Annotated in this window: 20 protein-coding genes, 1 tRNA gene and 1 pseudogene; 15 read left to right on the forward strand and 7 right to left on the reverse strand. The window is 43.4% G+C overall.

Annotated features, from left to right (window positions below; translation table 11 throughout):
• Window positions 1–29: 29 nt before the first annotated feature.
• Window positions 30–2,060 (reverse strand): excinuclease ABC subunit UvrB, encoded by a 2,031-nt coding sequence (gene uvrB, locus BCT49_RS02520; RefSeq protein ID WP_102434021.1) that lies wholly within the window; start codon window positions 2,058–2,060, stop codon window positions 30–32.
• Between the two features lie 509 nt (window positions 2,061–2,569).
• Between uvrB and BCT49_RS02525 the strand changes: the two genes are divergently transcribed.
• A tRNA-Asn gene (locus BCT49_RS02525) sits at window positions 2,570–2,645 on the forward strand.
• Between the two features lie 350 nt (window positions 2,646–2,995).
• On the opposite strand, the gene BCT49_RS02530 is transcribed toward BCT49_RS02525, so the two are convergent.
• The 5 genes from BCT49_RS02530 to BCT49_RS02555 all read right to left on the reverse strand — a co-directional run bounded on the left by BCT49_RS02530 (window position 2,996) and on the right by BCT49_RS02555 (window position 8,400).
• Window positions 2,996–3,436, reverse strand: a complete 441-nt coding sequence (locus tag BCT49_RS02530) for a hypothetical protein (RefSeq protein WP_102286074.1) — start codon at window positions 3,434–3,436, stop codon at window positions 2,996–2,998.
• A gap of 19 nt (window positions 3,437–3,455) precedes the next feature.
• A complete protein-coding gene (locus BCT49_RS02535; protein WP_102434022.1) occupies window positions 3,456–4,787 on the reverse strand; it encodes an excinuclease ABC subunit B in 1,332 nt (443 codons plus the stop codon).
• 699 nt (window positions 4,788–5,486) lie between these two features.
• Window positions 5,487–6,974 (reverse strand): sphingomyelin phosphodiesterase, encoded by a 1,488-nt coding sequence (gene sph, locus BCT49_RS02545; protein WP_241908019.1) that lies wholly within the window; start codon window positions 6,972–6,974, stop codon window positions 5,487–5,489.
• A gap of 102 nt (window positions 6,975–7,076) precedes the next feature.
• Entirely contained in the window at window positions 7,077–7,457 is a 381-nt protein-coding gene (locus BCT49_RS02550) for a hypothetical protein (RefSeq protein WP_241908020.1), read from the reverse strand.
• A 130-nt stretch (window positions 7,458–7,587) separates the two neighbouring features.
• The gene (locus tag BCT49_RS02555) at window positions 7,588–8,400 is read right to left on the reverse strand and encodes a transcriptional regulator (RefSeq protein ID WP_102434026.1); all 813 of its coding nucleotides are present in this window, start codon (window positions 8,398–8,400) and stop codon (window positions 7,588–7,590) included.
• An 829-nt stretch (window positions 8,401–9,229) separates the two neighbouring features.
• On the opposite strand from BCT49_RS02555, the gene rsxA reads away from it, so the two are divergent.
• The 10 genes and pseudogenes from rsxA to BCT49_RS02600 all read left to right on the forward strand — a co-directional run bounded on the left by rsxA (window position 9,230) and on the right by BCT49_RS02600 (window position 17,550).
• Window positions 9,230–9,808, forward strand: a complete 579-nt coding sequence (gene rsxA / locus BCT49_RS02560; protein ID WP_004734039.1) for an electron transport complex subunit RsxA — start codon at window positions 9,230–9,232, stop codon at window positions 9,806–9,808.
• A gap of 2 nt (window positions 9,809–9,810) precedes the next feature.
• Window positions 9,811–10,404, forward strand: a complete 594-nt coding sequence (gene rsxB / locus BCT49_RS02565) for an electron transport complex subunit RsxB (protein ID WP_004734040.1) — start codon at window positions 9,811–9,813, stop codon at window positions 10,402–10,404.
• Window positions 10,405–10,411: 7 nt separating this feature from the next.
• The coding region (gene rsxC, locus BCT49_RS02570; RefSeq protein WP_241908021.1) for an electron transport complex subunit RsxC at window positions 10,412–12,238 on the forward strand (1,827 nt) is incomplete at its 3' end.
• A gap of 2 nt (window positions 12,239–12,240) precedes the next feature.
• Window positions 12,241–13,144, forward strand: a pseudogene (locus BCT49_RS26055) (electron transport complex subunit RsxC); the annotation flags it as partial.
• A complete protein-coding gene (rsxD, locus tag BCT49_RS02575; protein WP_017105543.1) occupies window positions 13,144–14,190 on the forward strand; it encodes an electron transport complex subunit RsxD in 1,047 nt (348 codons plus the stop codon). The pseudogene BCT49_RS26055 and the gene rsxD, both read left to right, overlap by 1 nt.
• A 12-nt stretch (window positions 14,191–14,202) precedes the next feature.
• On the forward strand, window positions 14,203–14,832 hold the full coding sequence (gene rsxG, locus BCT49_RS02580; RefSeq protein WP_017098008.1) for an electron transport complex subunit RsxG: 630 nt from the start codon (window positions 14,203–14,205) through the stop codon (window positions 14,830–14,832).
• Window positions 14,832–15,524 carry an electron transport complex subunit E gene (locus BCT49_RS02585; RefSeq protein WP_102434028.1) on the forward strand — a complete coding sequence of 231 codons (693 nt, stop codon included), beginning with the start codon at window positions 14,832–14,834 and terminating at the stop codon, window positions 15,522–15,524. Before rsxG ends, BCT49_RS02585 begins: the two co-directional genes overlap by 1 nt.
• A gap of 205 nt (window positions 15,525–15,729) precedes the next feature.
• Window positions 15,730–16,365, forward strand: a complete 636-nt coding sequence (gene nth, locus BCT49_RS02590) for an endonuclease III (RefSeq protein ID WP_010437137.1) — start codon at window positions 15,730–15,732, stop codon at window positions 16,363–16,365.
• Window positions 16,366–16,491: 126 nt separating this feature from the next.
• A complete protein-coding gene (gene gloA, locus BCT49_RS02595; protein ID WP_004734046.1) occupies window positions 16,492–16,908 on the forward strand; it encodes a lactoylglutathione lyase in 417 nt (138 codons plus the stop codon).
• A 207-nt stretch (window positions 16,909–17,115) separates the two neighbouring features.
• Entirely contained in the window at window positions 17,116–17,550 is a 435-nt protein-coding gene (locus BCT49_RS02600) for a DUF2753 domain-containing protein (RefSeq protein ID WP_017076183.1), read from the forward strand.
• Window positions 17,551–17,644: 94 nt separating this feature from the next.
• Here the strand turns inward: BCT49_RS02600 and motY are convergent, their stop codons facing one another.
• Window positions 17,645–18,526 carry a flagellar protein MotY gene (motY, locus tag BCT49_RS02605; protein WP_102434029.1) on the reverse strand — a complete coding sequence of 294 codons (882 nt, stop codon included), beginning with the start codon at window positions 18,524–18,526 and terminating at the stop codon, window positions 17,645–17,647.
• 188 nt (window positions 18,527–18,714) lie between these two features.
• Between motY and rnt the strand changes: the two genes are divergently transcribed.
• The 4 genes from rnt to BCT49_RS02625 all read left to right on the forward strand — a co-directional run.
• The gene (gene rnt, locus BCT49_RS02610) at window positions 18,715–19,359 is read left to right on the forward strand and encodes a ribonuclease T (RefSeq protein WP_017061178.1); all 645 of its coding nucleotides are present in this window, start codon (window positions 18,715–18,717) and stop codon (window positions 19,357–19,359) included.
• 65 nt (window positions 19,360–19,424) lie between these two features.
• Window positions 19,425–20,750 carry a Na+/H+ antiporter family protein gene (locus BCT49_RS02615; RefSeq protein WP_102434030.1) on the forward strand — a complete coding sequence of 442 codons (1,326 nt, stop codon included), beginning with the start codon at window positions 19,425–19,427 and terminating at the stop codon, window positions 20,748–20,750.
• Window positions 20,751–21,024: 274 nt separating this feature from the next.
• Entirely contained in the window at window positions 21,025–22,368 is a 1,344-nt protein-coding gene (locus tag BCT49_RS02620) for a response regulator (protein WP_102434031.1), read from the forward strand.
• Window positions 22,369–22,414: 46 nt separating this feature from the next.
• Window positions 22,415–23,135 (forward strand): transporter substrate-binding domain-containing protein (locus BCT49_RS02625; RefSeq protein WP_133151633.1); only part of this gene is annotated, 721 nt, incomplete at its 3' end.

Consider the following 23,135-nt stretch of genomic DNA (forward strand, 5'->3'; position numbering starts at 1 on the left):
CTAAGCGGAGAAGAGCCTCTGAAGTAAGGCTAGCTATTTGTAATAAACTGCTTTCTCAATTGTTCAATTTCATCACGCTTCTGTGCCGCCAATTCAAACTCCAAGTTCTGAGCATGTTGATACATCGCCGCTTCAAGCTTACTGATCTCTTTATCAAGCTCTTGCGGTGTAAGTACTGCATAACTTTCAGAAGGCTCAGCAACCTTAGATAGCGGAACTTGCTTAGATTGTCTCTGTTGCTTGGATTTAGTCAGGTCACCCAGCTCCATAATATCTTTGATATTACGTTTAAGCGCTTGTGGCGTGATACCTTGCTCTTCGTTGTAAGCTTGTTGTTTTTCTCTACGACGATCAGTCTCATCAATCGCTTTTCTCATTGATTTGGTGATCGAGTCACCATACAAGATAGCTCGACCTTCCAGGTTACGCGCCGCACGGCCAATGGTTTGAATCAGAGAACGCTCAGAACGTAAGAAGCCTTCTTTGTCTGCATCAAGAATAGCCACCAGCGATACTTCAGGCATATCCAAACCTTCTCGAAGTAAGTTAATGCCCACTAACACGTCAAACTCGCCCAGTCGAAGATCTCGAATGATCTCTACACGCTCAACAGTATCGATATCTGAGTGCAAGTAACGAACCTTAACACCATGCTCACTAAGGTATTCTGTTAAGTCTTCTGCCATTCGTTTAGTTAGTGTCGTGACAAGCACGCGCTCTTCTTTCACTGAACGTACTCTGATTTCAGACAGTAAGTCATCAACCTGAGTCGCAACCGGACGTACCTCAATAATAGGATCAAGTAAGCCAGTCGGACGAACCACTTGATCAGCAATCTCGCCGTCTGATTTTTCAATCTCGTAATTACCCGGCGTTGCTGAAACGAATATCGTCTGCGGAGCGATAGATTCAAACTCTTCAAACTTCATCGGACGGTTATCTAACGCAGAAGGCAGTCTAAAACCAAACTCAACCAAGGTTTCCTTCCGAGAACGGTCACCTTTATACATCGCCCCTATCTGAGGAACCGTCACGTGTGACTCATCGATAATCAACAGGCCATCATTTGGCAGGTAATCAAATAAGGTTGGAGGCGCTTCTCCCTCATTACGTCCACTCAAATAACGAGAGTAGTTTTCAATACCTGAGCAGAAACCCAGCTCCGTCATCATCTCAATATCAAACTGAGTTCTTTGGGAGATACGCTGTTCTTCGAGAAGCTTGTTGTTGTCTTTTAAATATTGCGCCCTATCGCGTAACTCATCCTTAATCTTTTCAATCGCTTCAAGGATTTTCTCTCTTGGCGTGACATAGTGAGTTTTTGGATAAACCGTAAAACGCGGTAAGTCTCTCTGTTTAATAGCACCAGTCAGAGGATCAAAAATACTGATACAGTCAACTTCATCATCGAACATTTCGATTCGAACTGCGTCTTGGTCAGATTCTGCAGGGAAGATATCAATCACTTCACCACGGACACGGAACTGACCACGTTCAAACGCAACGTCATTTCTTGAATATTGCAGCTCAGCTAAGCGGCGTAAAATATCACGCTGATCCATCACCTCACCACGACTCAGGTGGAGCATCATTTTCAAATAAGACTTAGGATCACCAAGACCATAGATAGCCGATACAGACGCTACGATGATAGCGTCTTTTCTTTCTAACAAGGCTTTGGTCGCTGATAGCCTCATTTGTTCAATATGGGCATTCACAGACGCATCTTTCTCGATGAATGTGTCAGTGGTCGGAACGTAAGCTTCTGGTTGGTAGTAATCGTAGTAAGAAACGAAGTACTCGACGGCATTATTTGGAAAGAAAGATTTCATCTCACCATAAAGCTGAGCAGCCAACGTCTTGTTTGGTGCTAACAGAATGGCAGGTCTTTGCGATTGGGAAATGACATTGGCAAGAGTAAAGGTTTTACCTGAGCCCGTTACCCCTAATAGAGTTTGATGTGCCAAACCAGAATCTAATCCATCTAGTAATCTGGTTATCGCTGTCGGCTGGTCACCGGACGGGCTGTAGTCCGATACCAAATCAAAGAGTTTGCTCATAGGTTGCCATTTCCATACTGTGTTTTTAATCAGGTCATTGTCACTCTAGGAGCCATCTCGTTGCAACTATTATCTAGAGAAATGCGCCTTAAGATTGAATATCAGTGATAGCTTTTATTTTTAGAACTTGGTATTATCCGTGCCCCTGCAAAGTTTCCTCAGCTAAATTACTCGAATTTTAATCCACTACTTTTCCCCAAAAAATCTAAAAATACCGCTTGTTTTACTGTTCACTTTATAATCTGAAAAAGTTATACAATCGTGATATTTTGGTACTATTCCTTTAAATACATCACGTTAGCTATAATTTTTACATTTTCAGATTTACCCCAATTATTGTTGTTAAAGTTTCGCACACACACTTATCCACAATTTTGGTGGATAACTAAAGCAAAGCTAAATCCGATAAGGCGTCCAAGAAAGTAAAGTTTTTTATCTTATTTTTTTCTGCTATTTTTTGTTGACAGAAAATAGGTCTCTTATTAGAATTCGCGTCGCTAACAAGCAATTCCCCTTTAGTTCAGTTGGTAGAACGGCGGACTGTTAATCCGTATGTCGCAAGTTCAAGTCTTGCAAGGGGAGCCAAATTCAGAAAAAAGCTCAATCGAAAGATTGGGCTTTTTTCGTATATAACTGCGACTAACTTGCTCCAAGTGAATATCACACCCGAATCGTCGGACCGTGCTACCCGCCCGCGTTCAAGTCTCGACAAGGGGGCCAAATTAAAGAAACCGCATCACTCGATGCGGCTTTTTGCGTTTTGAAGCGACTGGTTTGTACCAAACCGATGTCTCAGCCGAAGCATCGGCCTGCACTAAGCCTTGTGTTCTAGGGCGATCAAAAAAGCCACGAACGAATCCGTGGCTCACTTAACTTTTGAGACTACAAACTACCCGAGAAGTAATGGGTATCCCGTAGAATCCATTTATATTGTATTATAGGTGACGAGCGATCGTGTCCGTCAAAACCGCAGCTACCTTATCATCGCCAGCTTGATCGCCTTTGCTGTAGGTATTGATCTGACGCTTCGATGAATCGTGGATATTAGTGATGGCTACCACTTCTCTCTCGATACCAAATCCAACCAACTTAATCATCAATTCTTTATTTTTGAATGAGTCGCCAACGATCACGATAGAGTTAAAATCTTTCAGTAGCTCTTTAGTCAGATCTTCAACTTGAACATCATTACTATTAATAAAAAAGATATCCGCAGACTTCGCAGAGCTTCGCTCTCCAGCAGACTTCAGTTGGATTTGCTGCATCTCATTGAACACACCATTATCTTGCGTTCCAATGGTAGATAGGCTCGCAGCATTAGAAGCCAAAGACAATAGCAGTGTACTAGCAAAAACAGTACTTTTAACAAAATTCATTCTCTTTACCCTCTAATAACTAAAGAATTGTTTCTTTCATAATGCGGAAAGTTTGGCCTTTATCGTCAATAGTGCAATCAGTATCGATCGTAATACCGTAGTTAGAATCTCTTTGGTATAAAGTTGACTCATTCTCATTAATTGACCAACTGCTGCCATACATGTTCAGATAAGCGCGCGAAACCGTCACCGCATTGCCGAATACCAGTTTTTGGTCACGACAAGTATTCTGATCCGCAGTGTAGTTTTCTTGCCACGTCTCATAGCTCTTTAGGTCGTAAACTCGGTACAGGTCTTCACCCCAAATTTCAGCAGCATTCTTTACATGCCAAAATTCTTCAGATGGAGCATCTCTGTAATACCCAGCTTCTCCCACAGCTTTTGTATTAATAGTCTGGACAACCGAGTGACCGATATCATTGCCTTCATCAACCGAGGTGTAATTCAACATACTGTGTGTCTGGCTCGATTCTTTGGTTTGGCTAAAACCAAAGCCTACTCCGAGACCAGCAGACGGACCATCTGATTTACTCGCTTCAAAAGAGCCAGTAATATCAAAGCTATAAGACGTACTCTCAGCTAACGAAATCTCTTTGTTCACATTACTCGAACTTGGAAAGCTCTGCTGGTTCACAAACAGATTTCCATGTCGGCTTTGAGGGAGACAGTAATCGTTGTTTTTATCGTTTTCACACTCTTCAGACAAGTACTTCCAAGTCAGCCTTGATTGCTCTTCCGCATTATTAGGAGCCTCATCAACGGCTTTCTTGTGAGCCCAATTGTAAGCATTTTCACCTGACATGAAATTAAATTGAGAATTACCATGGAAGATCTGACCTAAGTATCCTTCTCGGTAATAAAAGTGGGGAGCAACTTTCTCATCTTCCCACTCTAAAAAATAGCCTCCGTCGGCAAGGGTTTGACGTGTGACATTCATACTGCCGTCAACCGCCATAATATAGTTAGTCTTATTTGACTGAGAAAACATCAACACATCGATGGTACGTGCAACATCAACCTGTTCATGAATTTTGTACTTCTCCTTACCATAGCTATAAGCACCATTCTGAGAAGTGATAATAAATTGCTCTTCAATTTGGCCATCTTCTATTCTTGCATGCTGACAGAGGTTCGCAATTTTTCCAGGTAAACCCTGCTGCTCTAGATGATTATTAATGTATTCTACTTTGGCATTAAAGATATCACAGGCTGTTGCCGGATCATCGTAAGCAACATACTCATCAGCCCCTTTGAAGTAGGCATCATCAATCCCAGGGATAGGAGATGCATTAGCATAGCCAGATAACATAGAGACTGTTATCAAGCTTAAACTGAAGCGTTTTAATTTCATCACTCGTTCCTTTTAACTGCATTTGCACCAATATCGATGCCTTTTAAAATTAGCGAGTCAAAAGAATATAATCACAATTAAGTTGTAATAAAAAAGTCTATTTTGTTTTTGAAATTATCTGAATAATAGTGAAATCACTATTTTATTTATATATCACCGAAAAAGTTAAGATCGATAATTTTAGAATCTTCGTCCTTAAACCTTCTATAACAATGTGAAATAAGCCGACCTTGCTCTGTCCGAAATGAAAGACCGGAGTGTCCTATGTTAATTCTCTTTCGCCATACTAGTAGGTCTTCTAGCGAATCGACCTTCTCTATTTGAATTTGTATTTTTTCAAAGTATCCATCAAAGTTCATAATTAAACATCTTACTAAAGCCAAAAACCTTTAAAACTATTTTTTATAATTCAAGTCTTTATTAAAACCAATTTTCAACACACTATGATTATCGAAAATTCAGTCAATCATTAACTGACCAATCGATAAATAAGTACATTGTTTTTATATTGTAAAAAGCCACATTATTGTGGCTTTTATTTTAACGATTAGTGGCAGTAGAAGAGCGGAGCCGGCTAACCGCACTACCCTCCACCTTCACTGAACACACTCTAATGTTTGACTATTTACAATAAACCAAATGAGTCAAATAGTACTGAAAATCAAGTGATTTCAAGAAAAATCAATATTTAGAATATGTTCATTTATAAGTTAGACTCAATTCCCAGTCAGAGAATTCAAAATTATCCATCTCAATAATGAACAGCCCATTTTCGCTAACTGGCAGCTCCTTAGTCGCTTTGATGTACGTATTTATAGGCTCAAGATATTTGTCCGCTGATGTCCACAAATGATGTGCATGATCATAAATATATACGACATCACCATTTTGGATGCAGCTTTCGGATTCTGTTAGGCGGCTGATCTTCATGAAGTCAGAAGAGTCGTGATCTTCGGTGTAATACGTATTACTGCTATAGGTCCAGTAGTAATCTTTATAATCATCTTTTCTTGAGATCTGTACATAGTCATGGTCGTGAATACAAGTACCATTATATGGATGCCAGTTGTCTAACTTAAACTTAGCGTTGGATTGCTCTCCATCGCGACCATAGGTAAGCCAGCCATTAGGCACATTTGGATCCGCGTAAACATATTCTCCAGTCGATCGATGCTTTAGCCTGATTGAGTTATATGGCTTATTGATTGGACGCACACTATGAATTGGCGTGCTTTCATCTGCATACTCAAACGCAGCGACAGGGAAATGGTCTGAATACTCATAAAAATAATACGGCTCTTGTGTGCCAGGTAAAGCAACTCTATCCGATGCGATATCTAGCACTTGGTTGTGCCAATTTTTGGGTTGCTTGTGACCACGCTCGACCAGAACATAGTCAAGTAATTGCCCTTTTATATCAGAATAGTTTGCGTGTGCTAAACCATTTACTGCAGGGTCCCATGAGTAAGGCGCACCAGCGTAATTGGTCGGCTCTGATACATTTAAGGTCTCGAGCATTGAAGAAAACTCTTGTGAATCCTTTGCTACATTTAAATCACCAGCAATAAAAAACATTTCGTCAGCTGAGCGGTTTGCCCCGAAAATATAGCTCTCTATTTGTGCAAACTGGTCTTGTCTAACCACAGAAGGAGGAGTGTTGCAGGTATCATCATCAGCTTGAACGTGAGTGCCGATAATATTGTATCTCTCTCCACCTTTATTAATAACAGTGTGTATAAAACCTTTTTGAGATGCCCAGTCTGCACCGCACCCATCTCTGAAGATCACTTGTGACTTGTACTCAATCGGATATTTGCTGAATACAATCACCCCGCCATCATCAAGAGATGTCGATCGCCAACCTTCAGTGTGATCCCAGCCATTTTTTGTACGGCCCAAGACGGGAGTTAGATATCCAAACTTCTGAGCTAGCGCATCGATAAGTATTTGGCTCGCTTGGTTGTCGAACACTTCGTTAAATATAACCACATCGGTATCATCAAAAACCGAAGAGTTCGCCAATAACTGTGCTCGTTTATTTGGATTAGTCCCACCAACGAAAACGCCGAGACGATGATCCAGCATATAAACGTTATAGTTCATTATCTTGGGGGGTGAGCTGGTCTCCTCAGCTCGCAAAGTAAGAGTGATCAGTATGAGCAAGACTGATATTAGATATTTAGTCATGGTTAGTGCATCTCCTATTAAACTGAGATGCATCCTCCCATAATGACACTATTGATAATAATGAAATAGACCTAAAAAAAATATCAAACCATAGTTAAAATATTAATAGTCATCATAAAAGTCTTCAATTGGTAAAGCCTCAACTTTTACAGCTACCATTTTCTTTACAGGACTATTTGAAATGATAAGCATATATTGGTTCGGCAACTCTTCAACAACTTGAACCGATTTAAAAAACGATAGCTTTTTTCGCGCTTCAATATATTTATCATAAACGAGCATGTCGTCATCATGTTCAAAATCAATGTCTCCATGATCAACGCGTTCTTCACGCAAGCTTACATTAAATAGCCCATTACTCTTGCGAATGAATTTTCCTTTTGTGTGAATATCTAAGGTGTTATTGAGTCCAGCTTCTTTTATAACCGTAACCGCCTCAAAATTTTCATCACTGATCACGACGTCCATGTGCTCCGTTGCCATATAGTCACCATCTATTGTCATATAAAGGGTCGTAGAGTTGACCAAAACATTATTTTTCGAACGTAGATTATATGCAATGGAAACCAGCATTAAACAAAGACAAAACAGAAGAAAGTAAACGCTTTTATTTTTAGTAAACATAGCGACTAAGCTCCGCTTTAACCATACCAACCAGATCATCCGTTGATTGAGGAGATTCAAACAAAACCACTAAATTGACAGGCGGTGCCAATGGCTTGAGTATTACAATAGATAGGCTTTCTTGAGAATGAGCAAGGATCAATCGGCTTAACCTACCTTGTTTAACTTCTTGAGAAACCAAAAGCTTAACGCCTTTTGCAACCAATTTGGCCTCTTCTTCATTATCACAATAGACAGTTAAAGCTTCGCTAGAAAACATTTTAGTCAGTGGCAGCCAGCTCGTTAACTTAGGGGTTTTTGTAGTGAATACCAATGGAAACAATGCCGCAATCGCTATGAATACGCAGCCTAGAACAATATAGATTTGATTACGTCCGAATGTGAATCGTGTTTTTTTTTCGGAACTCTCTTCAAAGCTCTCAGTCTTACCGCTTGGCTCCCCAGCTAATAAGTTGTCTTGGTTATCTGATTTATCATCATCGTCTTCTAGCCACGACACCGCCTCACTCTCTAATTTGTAACCAACCTTAGCGACCGTTTTTAGATACTTTTGTTGCTTCCCATTATCCTCAAGCAAAGTACGTATCGCGCTGATCGATTGTGTCAGTGAGCCTTCAGAGACATGTTTTCCTGGCCAAGCTCTTTTCAACAAATCTTCTTTAGTATTAATTTTTCCAGCGTTTTCACACAACATTAGAATCACAAGATGATCGTGATAGCCGATACGCTTTTCTTCATTTTTGAGTAAATCAGTCACTAACGGGTGGTCTAAGTGAATTAACCAATTATTTACTTTGTACATAAATTAGCCTTGAAAAATGAATAACCATAATATTTATACAAATATAATTTTCATGGATAAATATTAGGTTTATTTAAAATAATTTTTATCTGTCACTTGATTCATTCAACCATTTACCACTAACCGAACGTTAACGGGATTAATTAAATGGTTATTTAAAAAGGCAAAATAAGTAACTTTTTTGTAAACGCAACTATATATAAAAAAAGCGTCGCCATGAAACAAAAAAAACTAAAATACATATATTCCAAACTTGATAACTATTTCATAAAAAAAAGAGATTGGATTTCATTCAATTATTAAAGAATATTACAATTTAACTCAAAAATTGACTTACAATTACAAGAAATGTAAGTGTTTTTTTGTTCTTACAAAAAAAAACCTCTAGCTACACGTTCGCTCAAAATCTCATTTACAACAAACTAATCTCCGCGGATTAAGTTTTTGCTTATGTCAGACTCATTTTGGGTAAATGATTTTGCTCTTCCCCTCCAATCCTCAATGATGAAACGGTTTTCTAAACCTGATACGTACAATTGTTCAACAAGAGGGCGCCTCCTAGGCCTGTTACTAGAAATTTTTGACAGTACCCTCGTTAAAATCGTCAATTCTATACTCAAAAAAACCACGTATAAAAGCCCAAACACGTCCATAATATGTGTGTCATTCTTACGCTTTAGAACAACTGATTTGTTGCAATGAGATCTGCTATCCTCTTATTAAGCGTATAAATTTCCATCAGACATACAAAACCACACCGTTCACTGGTTGTTATTAGGTGAGCAAAGCAGGATAATATCGGGATCGGAATCTCAAGAATCAATCCATTATGACCGAATACCTTTTGTTGTTGGTTGGCACAGTGCTGGTCAATAACTTTGTGCTAGTGAAGTTTTTAGGGCTATGTCCTTTCATGGGAGTCTCCAAGAAACTGGAGACTGCGATTGGCATGGGCCTCGCGACGACTTTCGTTCTGACGTTAGCGTCGGTATCTGCATACCTAGTAGAAACCTACATCCTTACCCCTCTGGGTATTGAATACCTGCGTACCATGAGCTTCATCTTGGTTATCGCGGTGGTCGTTCAATTTACGGAAATGGTCGTTCACAAAACCAGCCCGACTCTATATCGCCTGTTGGGTATCTTCCTGCCTCTTATCACTACCAACTGCGCGGTGTTAGGTGTGGCACTTTTGAACATCAATGAAAACCACAACTTCATTCAGTCGATCATCTATGGTTTCGGCGCGGCTGTTGGTTTCTCTCTTGTTCTGATCCTATTTGCTGCGATGCGTGAGCGTATTGCGGTTGCTGATGTCCCAATGCCATTTAAAGGCGCATCAATTGCGATGATCACAGCAGGCCTAATGTCTCTAGCATTTATGGGCTTTACTGGGTTGGTGAAATAAGCATGAGTACCATTTTAATTGCGATCATTGCGCTAGCCGTTTTAGCCGCTGTTTTTGGCGCTATTTTGGGCTTTGCTTCTATCCGCTTTAAAGTAGAAGCCGATCCTATCGTTGATCAAATCGATACCATTTTACCGCAAACTCAATGTGGCCAGTGTGGTTACCCTGGTTGTCGCCCATACGCAGAGGCGATCGCTAACGGAGACAAGATCAACAAGTGTCCTCCCGGTGGCCAAGCAACCATTGAGAAGCTAGCAGACTTGATGGGCGTAGAAGTTGAAGACTCCGCTCATGACTTAGATAACAAAGTAAAAACCGTTGCCTTCATTCATGAAGATATGTGTATTGGCTGTACCAAATGCATTCAAGCCTGCCCTGTCGACGCCATTGTTGGTGGCACCAAGGCACTTCACACAGTAATCAAAGATGAATGTACAGGTTGTGATCTATGTGTCGCACCGTGCCCTACTGACTGTATCGAAATGATTCCAGTGGCAACAACGACTGAAAATTGGAAATGGCAGATGAACATCATTCCTGTTACTGATATCACTAACCAAGCGACTGATGCGACTGCGTCAGAGCCTAAGGCGTAGGGTTAGTATGATCTCTTTAATTGAACAAATTCGCACGGGTTCTATTTGGAACTTCCCGGGCGGCGTGCACCCTGCTGAAAACAAGAAACAGTCCAATACCACTGACATCGTGCATGCAAGACTTCCTGAAGAAATCGTTCTTCCGGTAAAACAGCACATCGGTAAGCCTGGTAACTTGGTGGTTTCTATCGGTGACACTGTACTAAAAGGCCAACAACTGACGGCCTTAGAGACTGGTTTTACTTTGCCAGTACATGCACCAACATCGGGTGTAATTACCGCTATCGAACCACGAACCACTGCTCACCCTTCAGGCTTGAGCGACGTGTGCGTGGTTATTAAACCTGATGGCCTAGACGCTTGGGTTGCAAAACACCCGGTTGAAGATTTTTCTACAAAGACATCCGATGAACTGCTTGATGTAATTCGCCAAGCTGGTATCTCAGGCATGGGTGGCGCAGGCTTCCCTACCGCGAAAAAGCTTCAATCAGGCTTAGGCCGCACTGATATTTTGATCATCAACGCTGCGGAGTGTGAACCTTACATCACCTCCGATGACAAATTGCTTCAAGAACATGCCGAAGAAGTATTAAAAGGCATCGAAGTGGTTGAACACATCCTTCAACCAAAGCTGACGGTTATCGGCATTGAAGACAACAAGCCAGACGCGATAAAAGCACTTGAGATTGCGGCGAAAGACAAAGATATCGTTATTCGTGTTATCCCAACTAAATACCCTTCCGGTGGCGAGAAGCAACTGATCAAGATCCTCACCAATAAAGAGGTTCCAGCTGGCGGTATTCCTGCAGATATTGGTGTTTTGGTTCAGAACGTCGGTTCTCTTTATTCTATTAAGCGAGCGGTAATTGACGGTGAACCTGTGGTTAACCGTGTGGTGACTTTAACCGGTAAGACCTTTAAGCAACCTCGTAACGTTTGGGCGCTACTAGGCACACCAGTACATGAGTTACTTGAAGAGTTTGGCTACAAAGCCGATAAAAAACTGCCGCGCTTGATTTTGGGCGGCCCTATGATGGGCTTCACCTTGCCACATGCCAATGTGCCAATTACCAAAACATCGAACTGTATTTTAGCGCCAACGCGCCGTGAGATTTCACCAAGCACTTATGAAATGGAATGTATTCGATGCAGTGCTTGTGCCGAAGCTTGTCCTGCCTCTCTGCTACCTCAACAGCTGCAATGGCACGCAAAAGCTAATGAGCTAGACAAGTGTGAAGAGCTAAATATTAAAGACTGTATTGAATGTGGTGCTTGTGCGTTTGTTTGCCCAAGTGAAATTCCTCTTGTTCAGTACTATCGCCAAGCGAAAGCCGAAATCAAAACAAGAAAAGACGAAGCGACGGCCGCAGAACGCGCCAAGATTCGTTTCGAAGAGAAAAACGCTCGTATGGAGCGTGACAAAGCAGAACGCGAAAACCGCTTCAAGAAAGCCGCGGATAATCGTCGTAAAGACATGAAATCGGCCGACGGTGACGACGCAATTGCTGCGGCTATTGCACGTGTTAAAGCTCAAAAAGCAACGGCAAACCAAGATACAGCCGCGGAGCCAACCGTAAAACCTGCAGTTGCTGCTGCCATTGCTCGTGCTAAAGCAAAGCAGGCTGCAGCTCAGAAAGAGAGTAATTCTGAACCTGATAACTCTGAAATGTCGAAACTACGTGAAGAACGTAAACGACAAGCTCGAGAGCGCAAGGCACAACAAGCAGCTACTGATAATCCAACAGAAAGCTCTGGTGATGGCAAGAAAGATGCTGTCGCTGCAGCTATAGCTCGCGCTAAAGCCAAGAAAGCACAGCAAACAGAGTCAGCTTCTNNATCAGGTGACGCTAAGAAAGATGCAGTTGCTGCTGCAATAGCTCGCGCTAAAGCCAAGAAAGCTCAACAAACAGAGTCAGCTTCTGACGCTCCAGCTGAAAGCTCTGGTGACTCTAAGAAAGATGCAGTTGCTGCTGCAATAGCTCGCGCTAAAGCCAAGAAAGCTCAACAAACAGAGTCAGCTTCTGACGCTCCGGCTGAAAGCTCTGGCGATGCTAAGAAAGACGCGGTTGCTGCAGCTATTGCTCGTGCTAAAGCCAAGAAAGCACAGCAAACAGAATCAGCTTCTGAAGCTCCGGTTGAAAAATCAGGTGACGCTAAGAAAGATGCTGTTGCTGCAGCCATTGCTCGTGCTAAACCGAAAAAAGCTCAGCAAGCTGAAGCAGCCTCTGATACTCCAGCTGAAAGTTCTGGCGACGCCAAGAAAGACGCGGTTGCTGCAGCTATCGCTCGTGCTAAAGCTAAGAAAGCTCAGCAAGCGGAATCGGCTATTCAAACAGAAAATGAAGCTCCGACTAAAAGCTCTGGCGATGCTAAAAAAGACGCCGTTGCTGCTGCAATAGCCCGTGCTAAGGCCAAGAAGGCGAAACAAGCTAAGCAAGACGAAACCGCAGAAGCTCCTAAGCCAGTGATTGAAGTTGAAGCTGAAACTCAACAAGAGTCAGTCGACCCTAAAAAAGCTGCCGTGGCCGCTGCAATAGCTCGCGCCAAAGCAAAGAAAGCACAGCAAGCGAAACAGGCCGAGACAGAAGAAACACCGGAGCCTGTGACCGACATTAAGACTGAGACTCAACAAGAACCAGTCGACCCTAAAAAAGCAGCGGTTGCTGTAGCGATTGCTCGTGCTAAAGCAAGAAAGGCGCAGCAAGAGCAAGACAAAAAGAATAATGAGGAGAAAGAGTAGTGGCCTTCTTTATCGCCAGCTCACCGCACGCGCACAATCGTAGAAGCACCCCTGATCTCATGAAATGGGTCGCTATTTGTGCATTGCCAGGTCTACTAGCTCAAACCTACTTCTTTGGATGGGGTACGCTCATCCAGTTAGTATTTGCTATTGCACTTGCTGTTACCTTTGAAGCCGCTGTAATGCTGCTAAGAAAACGTCCGCCAGTGATGGCATTGCGTGATTACAGTGCTGTTGTGACCGCTTGGCTACTCAGTGTCGCGATTCCCCCACACTCTCCGTGGTGGATTCTAGTCATCGGTATGTTCTTCGCTATCATCATCGCAAAACATCTTTATGGCGGCCTTGGACAAAACCCATTTAATCCCGCGATGGTGGCTTACGTTGTTTTGCTGATCTCATTCCCAGTTCAAATGACCAGTTGGAATGCACCGACCAGCTTAACAGCTGAAGCAACGAGCTTTGTTGACTCATTTTTGATGATCTTTACGGGTTTCAATAACGAAGGTTTGTCTCTTCAACAAGCGCGTCTTGGTATTGATGGCACCACAATGGCGACGCCACTTGATGCCTTCAAGACCGCCTTAACGGCAGGCAACACCGCTTCTGAAGCTCTGTCTCAGCCGCAATTCAGCTGGTTAGCTGGCGTGGGTTGGGAATGGGTTAACCTTGCCTACCTAGTCGGCGGTTTGGTGCTCATCAAGCAACGCGTGATTCAGTGGCATATTCCGGTCGCTTTTATTGCTAGCCTTGCGCTGTTTAGCTTAGTGTTCTTAGTGCTGACGCCTGGTGAAACCGCATCTCCAACCATTCATCTATTGTCTGGCGCAACCATGCTTGGTGCATTCTTCATTGCAACCGATCCGGTTTCAGCCTCGACGACAGTGAAAGGTCGCTTGGTATTTGGTGCCCTGATTGGCGGGTTAGTCTTTATTATCCGCAGTTGGGGTGGCTTCCCTGATGGCGTGGCGTTTGCTGTATTGTTAGCCAACATGTGTGTTCCACTGATTGACTACTACACCAAACCTCGTACATACGGCCACTAAGGAGCGGATACCATGCTAAATGCAATTAAGAAAAACGGCCTTGTACTCGCAATTTTTGCGTGTGCTTCGACAGGTTTGGTCGCGGTAACTCACTACCTGACCAAAGACCAGATTAAGCAGCAAGAACAGGCTCAGTTACTGTCTGTTCTAAACCAAGTTATCCCGCACGATCTGCACGATAATGAACTATTTTCAGCCTGTACTCTGGTTCAAGCAGAAGAGCTGGGGACTGAACAAGCGATGCCAGCTTACATTGCTAAACTCAATGGTGAGCCAAGTGCGATTGCGATCGAAGCGATTGCACCCGATGGCTACAACGGAGCGATTAAGGTCATTGTTGGGATGAAAATCGACGGTACCATTTTAGGTACTCGCGTTCTTTCCCACCAAGAAACTCCGGGATTGGGTGATAAGATTGATCTTCGTGTGAGTGATTGGATTCTCTCATTTGCTGGTAAGCAAGTGACGGATTCTAATCTTGACCGTTGGAAGGTTCGTAAAGATGGTGGTGACTTTGACCAGTTCACTGGCGCAACCATTACACCAAGAGCTGTCGTTAAGTCAGTTAAGCAAGCGGTGCAATACGTTAACCAAAACAACCAAGCATTGCTTGCTCAACCTCTAAATTGTGGTGGTGAATAATGAGTGACCATAAAACACTAATTAAAAATGGCATGTGGGCCAACAACCCTGCCCTAGTGCAACTCCTTGGCTTATGTCCGCTGTTGGCTGTCTCTTCGACTGTGACTAACGCTCTTGGATTAGGTATCGCTACCTTGCTTGTACTAGTCGGCTCGAACGTGTCTGTCTCTTTGGTTCGAAACCATGTGCCAAAAGAAGTGCGTATTCCAGTATTCGTGATGATCATTGCTTCACTGGTAACCTGTGTTCAACTTCTGATGAACGCTTACGCTTATGGCCTTTACCTCTCTTTGGGTATCTTCATCCCACTGATCGTAACCAACTGTATCATCATTGGCCGAGCTGAAGCCTTCGCGTCTAAAAACGAAGTTTTACCCGCTGCTCAAGATGGTTTCTGGATGGGTCTTGGCATGACATCAGTACTGGTTGTATTGGGTGCGATGCGTGAGGTTATTGGTAACGGCACCCTATTTGATGGCGCAGACCTGCTCCTTGGTGATTGGGCTTCGGTATTACGAATCCAGATATTTGAATTTGATAACAGCTTCTTGTTAGCTCTGCTTCCACCGGGTGCCTTCATTGGTGTTGGTTTCTTGATTGCTTTGAAAAACATCATCGACAACCAAGCGAAAGCTAAGCAGCCCAAACAAGAAAAACCAGCCATTGAACGCGCTCGCGTTACCAATGCCTGATAAGTTACAGTAGCTTAAATCCTGCTGAGTAGCTCAACCGCTTAGCAGGTAAATAGACTGACCAAGTACACATAATAATGACGCTCATAAGAGCGCGTAACCGATGATAAAGCCTGAACCATTGCGGAACTTGTTATTTTGAAACGAGTAGTTTGAAAGAACTTCGCCGGAACTCAAGCCCTAACTATTTGAAAGTAATGTCGCTATGAACAATGTAAAACGAGTAGAAATACTTGAGCGTTTAAGAGAAAACAATCCAAAGCCAGAAACCGAGCTTAACTGGAACAGCCCTTTCGAGTTGCTGATCGCCGTGCTCTTATCTGCGCAAGCAACCGATGTCAGCGTCAACAAAGCCACTGATAAGCTTTATCCAGTTGCTAATACGCCACAGGCTATTTTCGACCTAGGTGTCGATGGCCTAAAAGAGTACATCAAGACCATCGGCCTGTTTAATTCGAAAGCAGAAAACACCATCAAAACGTGTCGTATGCTGCTTGACCTACACAATGGTGAAGTACCGGAAGATCGCGCTGCATTAGAAGCCCTTCCCGGCGTTGGCCGTAAGACTGCCAACGTAGTATTGAATACCGCTTTCGGTTGGCCAACTATTGCCGTTGATACTCATATCTATCGTGTATCAAACCGCACTAAGTTAGCGATGGGAAAAACGGTCGACGATGTTGAAGCTAAGCTGCTCAAAGTCATTCCAAAAGAATTCAAACTGGATGTCCACCACTGGCTCATTCTTCATGGACGTTACACCTGTGTTGCGCGTAAACCACGCTGTGGCAGCTGTATCATTGAAGACCTATGTGAGTTTAAAGAGAAGACGGACGTCTAGGCTCATAAGCTGTTAGCCCTAAGCGAGAGAAGCTAACTGGCCTATTGGCGAAAAAGCGCCGCGTTTTTCTAACGGCATAAAACAGAATTACAAAAACGTATACATAGTTAAAGCTAGGAGCAAATCATGTCAAACGGTCGTATTTTACACACCATGCTACGCGTTGGTGATCTAGACAAGTCTATCGAGTTCTACACTAATGTAATGGGCATGCAGCTATTACGTAAGAACGAAAACAAAGAGTACGAATACACGCTGGCTTTCGTTGGCTTCGGTGATGAATCTCAAGGTGCTGTGATTGAGCTGACTTACAACTGGGGTACGACTGAATATGACCTTGGCTCAGCTTTTGGTCACGTTGCGATCGGTGTGGATGACATCTACACAACGTGTGACGCGATTAAAGCAGCAGGCGGTAATGTGACACGTGAAGCGGGCCCTGTAAAAGGCGGCTCTACACACATCGCATTCGTTAAAGATCCTGATGGCTACATGATTGAGCTTATTCAGAACAAACAAGCAAGTGCCGGTCTAGAAGGTTAATTCCTAACAAACCGCTATGAAGCTTGGCTTTGAAAATAAAAGCCTGAACCAATACAAAAAAAGCGAGCACTATGCTCGCTTCTTTTTTATGTTTCCACGCATGAACAATACCCTTCACCAATTATTATTAACAATCTCACCAATGAAACTTTACATGATAATGATTATCATTTAAATTAACCACCTATTGATTAGTGAGGTAATACAATGATTAGCGAATGGGAAAAACACACGTTACTTGCCGATACTGCATTGCAGCTCGACGATCCTGTACGAAGTATTCTTCACTATCAGCAAGCGTTAAACTTAAGCGAAGAAATTACTGAACGCACCGATATTCAGGCTGATGAGCGTTTACTGATTTCGGTTATCTCTTGCCACAATCTCGCACAGTTTTGGCGATGGGCTGGTGATACAGACTACGAACTAAAGTACCTTCAGCTTGCTTCAGAAAAAGTACTGACACTGATTCCGCAGTGCCCGAATACACAATGCTCCAGCTTTATAGATTCTATTGGTTGCTGCAAAAAAGCCCTTATCGATTTCATGAAACGCCATCCAAACCCTAAAATTGCCTCTATGGTGGAAAAAATCGATACCGCGACTAACTGTGAAATGATTGCTCGCTTCCGCCTGAACTAAACGAGTTACGTTTAGATAACAGACCCAAATTTGAAACACAAAAAACCCGTCACTTCGACGGGCTTTTTGATTGGAGCTTTCGATTTAATTCAAGTTAAACCTGCGTTCGACCCAATGAGATAACCACGCGGCGGTTTTGATCTTTACCGATTGGCGAGTTGTTGTCAGCAATTGGACGACGCTTACCATAACCTTGCACTTGAATGCGGTCTTCCGGTAAACCGAGTGACTTAAAGTATTCTCTTAGCGACTCTGCTCTTCGCTCTGAAAGATTCTGGCTAATGCCTTTGCTGTCGGCAGAATCGGTATACGTGGCCACCAGCACCAGATCAATGTCTTGGTTATAGCGAACATAATCAGCAATTTGGCTTAGCCTTTTTCGTGAAGACTTATTCAGCTGATCGCTGTTGCGGTCGTAGTGCAAGATAGTGAAAGAGATGTCTTCGAAGCTATAAGGCAGCAAGTTAGCAACACAATCACTGAACACATTGTATTTTTCTTGGAATAACACCGATGACAGCGACACTTCGATACGCTGATCTCGGCTCTGCCACTCTTGGTAACTGAATGTCGGGTAGCGCCCTTTCTCCAATTCACTCAAGATCCCCCAAGCCGTTTGACCGCCAACATAACCATCAAATTGTTGGAAGAACTTAATGGTAGTCATGCGATCGGCACTTTCGCCCGGACGCCAAGGTGGTGGCATAGAGATCAAGCTGACATTGCGCGTTGCACCCATTGGGCGGCGCATTTTAAGCTCAAAGTCCAAAATGATTTTTTTACTCGCGCGAGATGAGAACTCTGCATCACCAAAATTTGGGATTGGATGCACTAAGCGACATTCTAGTGGCGTGTTGGCCACCATCTCCCATGTCGACTGTTGAGGAGATGCTCCGTAACGCTTTTCTTGCGCCAAAACCGATGGCGACATAAGTAGCGAAAATAGCATTGAACCTGTTATGAGTTGTTTCTTCATAAAGTGGAGTATCTCTTAAGCAATTCGTTTAACAATGCAGCCAATTGCCGCATTTTTCTCTCACGTTTAAATATGCAATTATCAAGCCGAGATGGGACGGCTAATTTATGATTTATTGCCCTTTCCTAGTTTTTATCACCGCTATTATCTGCAATAATGCAGCCTTAATCACACTTATTTGGGCTAACATGACTGTAGAAAACGAAGCTCTGACCCTAAAAAAACGCTTTCGCGGCTATTTTCCAGTGGTCATCGACGTGGAAACCGCAGGGTTTAACGCTGAAACCGATGCATTATTAGAAATCTGTGCCATTACATTAAAAATGGATGAGAACGGAGATCTGCACCCTGCATCAACGCTTCATTTTCACATTGAGCCTTTTGAAGGCGCAAATATAGAGCAGGCAGCATTAGACTTTAACGGAATTAAAGACCCATTTAGCCCATTACGTGGTGCTGTGTCTGAACAAGAAGCCCTTAAAGAAATCTACAAGCTCGTGAGAAAAGAACAAAAAGCTTCAGATTGCAGTCGCGCAATCATGGTCGCTCACAATGCTACGTTCGATTTAAACTTCGTTAATGCAGCAAGTGAGCGTTGTAAGCTTAAACGCGTCCCTTTCCATCCATTTGCAACTTTTGACACAGCTGCCCTGAGTGGCCTTGCCTACGGCCAAACCGTTTTGGCTAAAGCTTGCCGCACTGCTGGGATGGAATTTGACAACAAAGAAGCACACTCTGCTTTGTATGATACGCAAAAAACCACAGAGTTATTTTGCGGCATAGTAAACAAATGGAAAGCCCTTGGTGGTTGGCCTCTTGTTGACGAAGAATAAAAAATAGAGTCGGTAAACGTTCGTTCGTATTGCCTTCATAAAAAACACAACATCCCGAGAAAAATATGAATCCTGTTGTAATTTCAGTTTGCATCATGCTTGTTTTAGCTTTGATGCGCGTAAACGTTGTCGTTGCTCTTACGTTCAGCGCAATTATCGGTGGCGTAGCCTCTGGTATGAGCTTGAACGACGCAGTCGCGGCTTTCGAAAGTGGATTAGGTGGCGGTGCAACTATCGCACTTAGCTACGCAATGCTTGGTACCTTTGCTGTTGCTATCTCTCGTTCTGGTATCACAGATCTCCTTGCTCAAAGCGTGATTAAGCGTATTCACGGCAAAGAGAACAGTGCGGCATCTAATGGTCTAAAATACGGCATCCTTGCGTCTTTGATCTTAGTGACCATGTCTTCGCAAAACGTGATTCCTGTGCATATCGCCTTCATCCCAATTTTAATCCCACCTCTATTAGGCGTATTCGCAAAAATGAACCTAGACCGTCGTCTGGTTGCGTGTGTGCTTACTTTTGGTCTGATTACTCCGTATATGGTTCTACCTATCGGTTTTGGTGGCATCTTCCTAAACAACATCCTGCTTAAAAACCTTCACGACAACGGTCTTGAAAACGTAGTAGCAAGCCAAGTACCAATGGCGATGTTGTTACCGGCTGCTGGCATGATCTTTGGCCTTCTTACGGCAGTATTCTTTACTTACCGTAAGCCGCGCCAATACAAAGAAACGTCTCATACTGTTGTTTCAACCGAAGTGAAAGAGATCAACAAGAAGCACATCCTTGTGGCTGCTGCTGGTATTGTTGCTGCGCTAACGGTTCAACTATCGACAGGTTCTATGATCATCGGTGCTTTGGCTGGTTTCATGGTATTCACCTTCGGTGGTGTAATCGCTTGGAAAGAGACACACGATGTCTTCACTAAGGGCGTTCACATGATGGCAATGATTGGTTTCATCATGATTGCAGCGGCAGGCTTTGCGGCAGTAATGAAGCAAACAGGTGGCGTTGAGTCTCTGGTTGAAGCGCTTTCAACAAGCATTGGTGACAACAAGCCTTTAGCAGCACTGCTTATGCTCATCGTTGGTCTATTGGTAACAATGGGTATCGGTTCTTCGTTCTCTACGATTCCAATCCTTGCGACTATCTACGTTCCTCTAGCGGCAGCATTTGGTTTCTCGCCAATGGCAACCATCGCACTAGTGGGTACAGCGGCAGCGCTAGGTGACGCAGGTTCTCCTGCTTCTGACTCAACATTAGGTCCAACATCGGGTCTTAATGCTGATGGCCAACACGAGCACGTATGGGAAACCGTAGTACCAACGTTCTTGCACTACAACATCCCACTGATCGTATTCGGTTGGGTTGCAGCCATGGTTCTGTAATTAGGTTCTGTAGTTAAAGAGTCCTATGCTCATTTTTATAAAGACCGCCTTGTGCGGTCTTTTTTGTATCTAGCCTCATTCCCTTCTTAAGTCCTTAATTTTTAGACAAACTCCCCTCTGAACCAACATCACTTTCTATACATTATTCCGTGCGCATTGATATGCAACCTATGGCTATTCGTAATATTCACTTCTACACTTAAGTGTTTAATAAATAAGCCGCTAATTCATAGAAGAAAGGCGGCAATGGCTCAATACGTCAGAAGGCTAATATATGGATATACTCGCCCGATCGCGCTATCTCATCATTGATGACAGCAGCGTTATTCAAAGTGCAACCCGTGCTCTGCTTATCAAGTTAGGTGTGCCGAACAACAATGTGATTAGCGCATCCAATGCACAAAATGCGATTGAGGCTTGTCGCGCACATCGATTCGATATCTTATTGATTGATCATGATTTAGGGTCAGGAAGTAATGGCTTACAGTTGCTGGAGTTTCTGCAGCAGAAAGAACTAATCAAACCTCAAACCCTTGTCTTTATAGTAACTGGCAACGATAGCCAAGATATCTTCTTTGGTTATGCTCATTTCGAACCTGACGGCTATTTGATTAAGCCAATACGAGCCGATGACATCATCAAGCGCGTCACATCTGCATTGTCTCGACAGCAGTATTTCTCAACATTAGAACAGACTTATCTCAAGCATGGCCTCAACGCGGTAAAGCCACTCTTTGGTAAGGCCCCTGACCCTTCGACTTTAAAAGATGCCATTATCTATATGGCGAACGTTCTAATAAAAAACCAGAAATTCGATGAAGCACAAGCGATGTTGAATGGGCTTTTACAGCTCCATGATTACCTACCCGCTAAGGTTAAACTCATTGAAATCCACATCGCCAAACAGCATTATCATGATGCACTCAGTCAAATAGATGGCTTGATAGAAAGCAACCCTCGCAATATCAAACTTCAGCAACTTAAGGTCAAGATCTGCCTCAATACCAGTGACTTCGAGTCCGCTAACAACCTGATTGATCAAGTGCTCACCGTGAATGGCAGTAATATTGAGTTAACCAACACCATGGTTTGGCTGCAACTGTTAGATAAAAACATCGAGCAAGCGACCCAACACCTCAAATCGCTTGCCCAGCTCATTCCCCACTCAATTTGGGATTCAACAGGTAAGCGAGCACTTATATTATGGGCAGACAGTTTAACGCTCACCCCAAAAGAACGAGCACTTTGGAAGCCTGAAGCCGCTTGGCAGAGGCTCTCTCGCTCTGAAAAGTCCTACGCACTGAGTAAGCCACTGCTGAAGCTTTGTCGCACCTTACAACTGATTCAGCTCGAGCAACACGAAGTTGCGAAAGAGCGCATTGAGAGTATTTCGATAAACGAGTTTTCAGACAATGATGTCGAAGCCTTCTTCTTGTTAGCACTGTGCTATCAAGCCTTAGGATTACAAGACAAAGTCGATCAAATAAAGCGCCAAATTGAGAACCACCTAAAAGCAGACCACACCAGCCTCGCCCTTTTGCAGCGTATGGCGTTACAGCAAGCAGACAATTTTGCATTACCCACACTAACCAAAGCGCCTTTGGCCGCCGTTAGTTAAGGGTGCCGTCACTCCCATATCAGTAAGCAAACGACAGGATGTCTTTATGCAAAACCGTGCTTCAAAAACGAAAACGTGGTGTGTCGCCTTTTTATTGAGTTATTTTTCGCTGTTGATGTGGCCTCTACATGGCTTCGCTGAAAACATACCACCAGCTAGCTCCTTACCAACAAGCACATCACAGGATAAGAATGAGAATTCATCGAATAACCAAGTCGTATTGCGGGTCGGTCTGCCTTCTTACGACATGGTTCTCTACAGCTACCAACATAAGACTCCCTCAGGCAACATCGTGTCTGAAGGCCTACTCATCAGTATGTTGGATCAGGTATCAGCAAACGCGGGCTTCAAATATCAGATTGAACTGTACCCAACATTTAGTGACGTACTCAGTGCATTTGAAAGAGGTGAATTAGATCTGTTGGTCGGTGTCTCTTCGACCAAAGAGCGCCAAGATTACATGGCCTTTAGTGAGCCGATGTTCTCTATTCGACGAGCGGTGATTACTCAAAACCGAAAAATAAACGATTTGAGTGAGCTTGCGACGGCAAACCTAGCGCTGGAGAAAGGGTTTGCGCTCAATGACCTTCTTCCTAGTCTGCTTCCAGAGAGTCGAATTACAACGCTCGATAGCACGCAAGCAGCTTTCACAGCAATTCAGGAGAATAGCGTAGATGCGTACATAGGCGATGCACTGGCACTTTCTGCATTATTGCGAGAGCAACCAAAAGACTCACTTACACTATCTGTGCGGCTCTTCTCCGCTT

The organism is Vibrio lentus (assembly GCF_002875945.1).
Taxonomy (GTDB): Bacteria; Pseudomonadota; Gammaproteobacteria; order Enterobacterales; family Vibrionaceae; genus Vibrio; species Vibrio apostichopi.